Here is a 5,196-nt window from a genome sequence, read left to right on the forward strand (position 1 = left end):
ACTTCCGACGACTCTTACTATTATACTAGATAATTTTTTATCTGTCAATATTTTTTAGAAGTTTTTTTCTCAACTTCTTATTGTTTACTGCCGCATCTCTCAGCGACAAAACTTATCTTACCATGATTTATTGATATATAAGTTAAATTTTATAGTATTAATCTATGAATATTCCTAAATTGCTTTTAAATACTCTTATTTTCTTCTATATACTTATATTGATACACATGGCATTGTTTATATTGTAGACATAATCGAGTAGGAGGAAAATAATTATTTTATTTTCCGTCCTCTCACACCACCGTGCGTACTGTTCAGTACACGGCGGTTCACTAGAATGAATGTATCATTTGATATCTTTTAGATATACTAATAAGACCTAGCTCTGCTAGGTACGTATTAGTTAGACTTTTTGATAATATTGGGCTGTTGGATATTCTCCAATAGCCTTTCCTTGTATTTGCGAATTCCCAGGCCTTAAATTTTGGTATACCAGCTTTAACCAGATTTTTATATCTGGTTCTAATCCGCTTCCAAGTCTTCCATATACAGGCTCGTAGCCTTCGCCTAATCCATCCTTCAAGTTCTCTTATCCTTGATTTTGCTTTAGCTATACTATAATAATTAAGCCATCCGATAGTAATCTGATTAAGTTTAATCAATCTTGATTCCATACTTATACCCTTATTCCTATTGGTTATTTCTCTTATTTTAGCTTTAAACCTCTTATAAGATTTTTCATGTATCTTAATTTCGGCTACGCCTTTTGCAAAGTAGAATGAAAATCCCAGGAATTTTCTTCTTGATACAAAATCAACTGCACTTTTATTTCTATTAACTTTCAACTTAAGCTTATCTTCAAGCAAGTTTATCATTGACTCCATTACTCTTTCACCTGCTTTTGCAGATTTTACATATATGTTACAATCATCTGCATATCTGCAAAACTTATGTCCCCTTGCTTCAAGTTCCTTATCCATTTCATCAAGCATTATATTTGCCAAAAGTGGACTTAGTGGGCCTCCTTGAGGGGTTCCTTCGTCACTACATACTCTAACTCCGTTAGTCATTATGCCACTTTTAAGGTACATTCTTATTAACTTAAGAAGTCTTTTGTCTTTAATCCTTTGTTCAAGTTTATTCATTAAAATATCATGATTCACCTTATCAAAGAATTTTTCTAAATCCATATCAACTACGTATTTATTTCCTTCGTTAATATACTGCTTTGCCTTAATTATTGCCTTTTTAGCATCTTTATTAGGTCTAAATCCGTAACTACTATCTGAAAATATACCTTCATATATTGAGTAAGTACCTGTGCAATTGCTTGTTGAATCGTCCTGTCAAGTACAGTTGGTATTCCAAGTAGTCTAATTCCACCATCCGGTTTTGGTATTTCTACCCGTCTTACTGGAGATGGTTTATATCTTCCCTCTAGCAATTTATTTTTAATAGAGGAATACCAGTGTTTATTGATATGCCCTAGAAGTTCATCTACTTTCATTCCATCTACACCATGGCTTCCTTTATTTTTAATCACTCTATCTATAGGTAGTTTCATATTTGCATATGAAACTACCTTATCCATAAGATTGCTAGTATCATTTGATTCATCGTTTACCCTTTCTCTCTTTGATAATATCAATTCTTTACTCGACATCTTCGATGTGCTCAATGGTTCCACCATCTTACACGTCGTTAGACCTGTGTATTCAGTTTTCTGCTTTCTTTGTAAATTCATTGATTTATTCAAATTGTAAACCTCCTAATGTTCAGTCCTTCCACACGCTATCGCGCTTAGCGTGAGTACTATGACCTCTGCTGACTTCTGGTGATTCAGTTATATATCACTATATAGGTTATCAAACTAGAATTTAATCCTTTATTTGATGTATTCACCAGACCTCCCCAGGTAAGAACGCGTACTTTTCCTTCATCTATCTGCCACATTTACTTTATCTGTTTTCGGATAGTTATTGGGCTTCACTTTGTTTTGCAAGCTTACCCACAGAATCAAGCATCAAATGTGATTCGTATACCTCAGACCAAAGGTTTGCCGTTGACTTCCTTCAGATTCCACCTCACGATGGACACCCTACTACAATGTAATTATGGATATATTAGATGATTCTTATCTATATATTCATACTCATTCCTAAGCTAAAATAAGAGAGTAATTGGTCTGTCGAGGACACCCTTGGGCTTTAACGCCCGTAAACAAGACTGGCAGCCATTCTCTTATTGCAGCGTTCGTTTTTAGCAGGTTGAGCCACTATTAAGCGCTCGTGTCACTCAGTAGATTGAATCCGTAATGAGTTATGAATGGCCACTAATTATTAAATATATTTATAGAGGAGGATTTTTTATGAATTCTGTTGGAATAGATGTCTCAAAAGGTAAAAGTACTGTAGCCATTATGCGTCCATTTGGTGAAATAGTCTCTACTCCTTTCGAAGTAAATCATTCAGCTGACGAATTAAAGCAATTAGCTATTAAAATCAAAAAGTTACCTGGTGAATCACGGGTAATAATGGAATACACGGGTAAGTATTTTCAACCTATTGCAAACTATTTATATAAAGAAGGTATTTTTGTTTCTGTAGTAAATGCTATCTTGATTCATGACTATAGCAAATCCAGCATAAGAAAAGTAAAAACTGATAATAAAGATTCGATAAAGATTGCTAACTATGGTTTAGATAGATGGCTTGATTTAATTAAATACATACCTGAGGAAGAAATACGTCAAATTCTTAAGATTTATAATAGACAATATTCTCAATATTCAAAGCTTAAGGTTGTATTAAGTAATAGCCTTCTTACTCTTATTGATCAAACATTTCCAAATGTAAATACTTTGTTTGGAAATACCCCTCGCCAAGATGGTCACCAAAAATGGATTGATTTTTCACTGAAGTTTTGGCATTGCGATTGTGTTACTTCTCAATCTCAAAGTAAGTTTATCAACCAATATGAAAAATGGTGCCACAAAGCAGGTTATCATTATCAATCTGATAAGGCTATTAATATTTATAAGTCAGCACATGGAGCTATATGTTCATTACCTAAAAATAATACAACCAAATTTCTTATACAAGAAAGCATTAATGATTTAAACTCAATCCTTGACTCTCTTGGAAGGCTACGTAAAGAAATGAATCGCCTAGCTTCTTTACTTCCTGAATACCCTATAGTTATGAATATGTATGGTGTTGGTATAACCCTAGGCCCCCAACTTATTGCAGAAATAGGAGATGTTCGACGCTTCTACAGTCGGAAAGCCCTTATTGCATTTGCAGGTATAGATTCCTGTCCTTATCAATCCGGAACAATAGATATAAAGGGTAGAAGTATTTCTAAACGTGGATCCGCTTCACTTCGAAAAACACTTTTTCAAGTAATGGACTGTATTATCAGACAAAAACCTAGCAATGAGCAAGTATATTTATTTTTAGATAAAAAGCGTAGTGAAGGTAAACACTATTATGTCTATATGATAGCTGGCGCTAACAAGTTCCTCAGAATTTATTACGCAAGGGTCAAGGAGTATTTAAACTCAATTGAAAAATAAATTCTAAATTTTTTTGAGCATCAGAGTGGTGGTCTTTTTGTGATGCAATTTTTTATATTTCTTAATTATTAATAGTTTTATCTTGACAAAACTTAGCAGGTCTTGTCTTAAGCTATATAGTTGGCACTATCAACCCCCATTACGGACTTTCACCGATTAGTACACGTCCATGCTGGGCGCACAAAAATAGCATCATCTATTTCAAAAGATGATGCTATTCTTTATTTAGAGTATTATTACTTACATATCTCTACTTTTTGTTCTTGTTTTAAATCATTTATAAGTTTAATATATTCCATGTTTTGTTTTTGACCTAATAAGTTTAATTTTAATGAATCTTTAACTTCGTCAAAAGATTTCATTACCTCTGGTAACTTCTCATCTACTTTTATTAGATGATATCCAAATTGAGTTTTTACTGGCTCACTAATTTGTCCAACCTCTAATTCAAAAGCTGCATTTTCAAACTCAGGAACCATTTTACCTCTTGTAAATGTTCCTAAATCTCCACCTTGCGAATTTGATGGACAACTTGAAAATTCTCTTGCTGCTTCTTCAAAACTTAATCCATTATTAATTTTTTCTTTTATTTCTTTAGCTTTATCCTCATTATCAATTAATATATGTTTAGCTCTTACACTTGCTTCGCCTTTAAACATTTCTTTGTTATCTTCAAAGTATTTCTTTACTTCTTCATCTGAAATTGTAACAACATCAAGAACTTTTTTTACTGCAGCTTGAATTAATAAATCTTTCTTTAATAATTCTAATTGAGACTTAAACTCTTCAGTTTCTTCTAACTGTTCATCTATAGCAAACTTATGAAGTAATTCAAAGCTTATTAATTGCTCTAAAAGTTGCTCTTTTCCTATTTCACTTGCAAAATGTTCTTGATTTTGTTGTGGAAATCTAGCCATTGCCACATCTACATCTTGTTGAGTTATATTCTTTCCATTAACTGAAGCTAAAATTTTATTTTCCATATTTCTACTCCTTTATGCATTATTGTATTTTACTATATGATAACATACTTTATATCTAAAATGAAATAAAATTTATCTCACCATATGTACAATTTCTAAATAAAAAAATAAATCCTACTACATTAAGTAATAGGATTTGGTGGCTCACCGGGGGATCGAACCCCGGACACCATGATTAAAAGTCATGTGCTCTACCGACTGAGCTAGTGAACCATTTACTGGCTGGGATAGCAGGATTTGAACCTACGAATGCCAGAGTCAAAGTCTGGTGCCTTACCGCTTGGCGATATCCCAATATATGGTGCGTCTTAAGGGATTCGAACCCCTGGCCCACGCCTTAGAAGGGCGTTGCTCTATCCAGCTGAGCTAAAAACGCAAAATGGAGCGGGTGAAGGGAATCGAACCCTCGTAACTAGCTTGGAAGGCTAGCACTCTACCATTGAGTTACACCCGCCTGTGGTGCAGATGAAGGGAGTCGAACCCCCACGCCTAAGGCGCTAGATCCTAAGTCTAGTGCGTCTGCCAATTCCGCCACATCTGCATATGGTGACTCCTAGGGGAATCGAACCCCTGTTACCACCGTGAAAGGGTGGTGTCTTAACCGCTTGACCAAGGAGCCAAATGACCTGGCAACAACCT

General features: G+C 34.3%; 2 protein-coding genes, 6 tRNA genes and 1 pseudogene. 1 reads left to right on the forward strand and 8 read right to left on the reverse strand.

From position 1 onward, the window contains the following. Positions 1-332: 332 nt before the first annotated feature. A pseudogene (gene ltrA / locus B2694_RS11755) lies at positions 333-1,756 on the reverse strand (group II intron reverse transcriptase/maturase). Positions 1,757-2,368: 612 nt separating this feature from the next. On the opposite strand from ltrA, the gene B2694_RS11765 reads away from it, so the two are divergent. Then, a complete protein-coding gene (locus B2694_RS11765; protein WP_346885909.1) occupies positions 2,369-3,574 on the forward strand; it encodes an IS110 family transposase in 1,206 nt (401 codons plus the stop codon). Between the two features lie 236 nt (positions 3,575-3,810). Here B2694_RS11765 and B2694_RS11770 read toward each other — a convergent pair whose 3' ends face one another. From B2694_RS11770 to B2694_RS11800, 7 genes are all read right to left on the reverse strand, one after another. Continuing rightward, positions 3,811-4,557 carry a peptidylprolyl isomerase gene (locus B2694_RS11770; protein WP_346885910.1) on the reverse strand — a complete coding sequence of 249 codons (747 nt, stop codon included), beginning with the start codon at positions 4,555-4,557 and terminating at the stop codon, positions 3,811-3,813. Positions 4,558-4,694: 137 nt separating this feature from the next. Then, positions 4,695-4,770: transfer RNA gene (locus B2694_RS11775), tRNA-Lys, on the reverse strand. Between the two features lie 6 nt (positions 4,771-4,776). Beyond that, positions 4,777-4,851 (reverse strand) — tRNA-Gln (locus B2694_RS11780). Positions 4,852-4,856: 5 nt separating this feature from the next. Further along, a tRNA-Arg gene (locus B2694_RS11785) sits at positions 4,857-4,933 on the reverse strand. 4 nt (positions 4,934-4,937) lie between these two features. Next, positions 4,938-5,011, reverse strand: a tRNA-Gly gene (locus tag B2694_RS11790). A gap of 3 nt (positions 5,012-5,014) precedes the next feature. Continuing rightward, positions 5,015-5,098 (reverse strand) — tRNA-Leu (locus B2694_RS11795). 3 nt (positions 5,099-5,101) lie between these two features. Beyond that, a tRNA-Glu gene (locus B2694_RS11800) sits at positions 5,102-5,176 on the reverse strand. Between the last annotated feature and the right edge of the window lie 20 nt (positions 5,177-5,196).

The organism is Clostridium sp. UBA4395 (genome assembly GCF_002390995.1).
Classification (GTDB): domain Bacteria; phylum Bacillota; class Clostridia; order Clostridiales; family Clostridiaceae; genus Clostridium_J; species Clostridium_J sulfidigenes.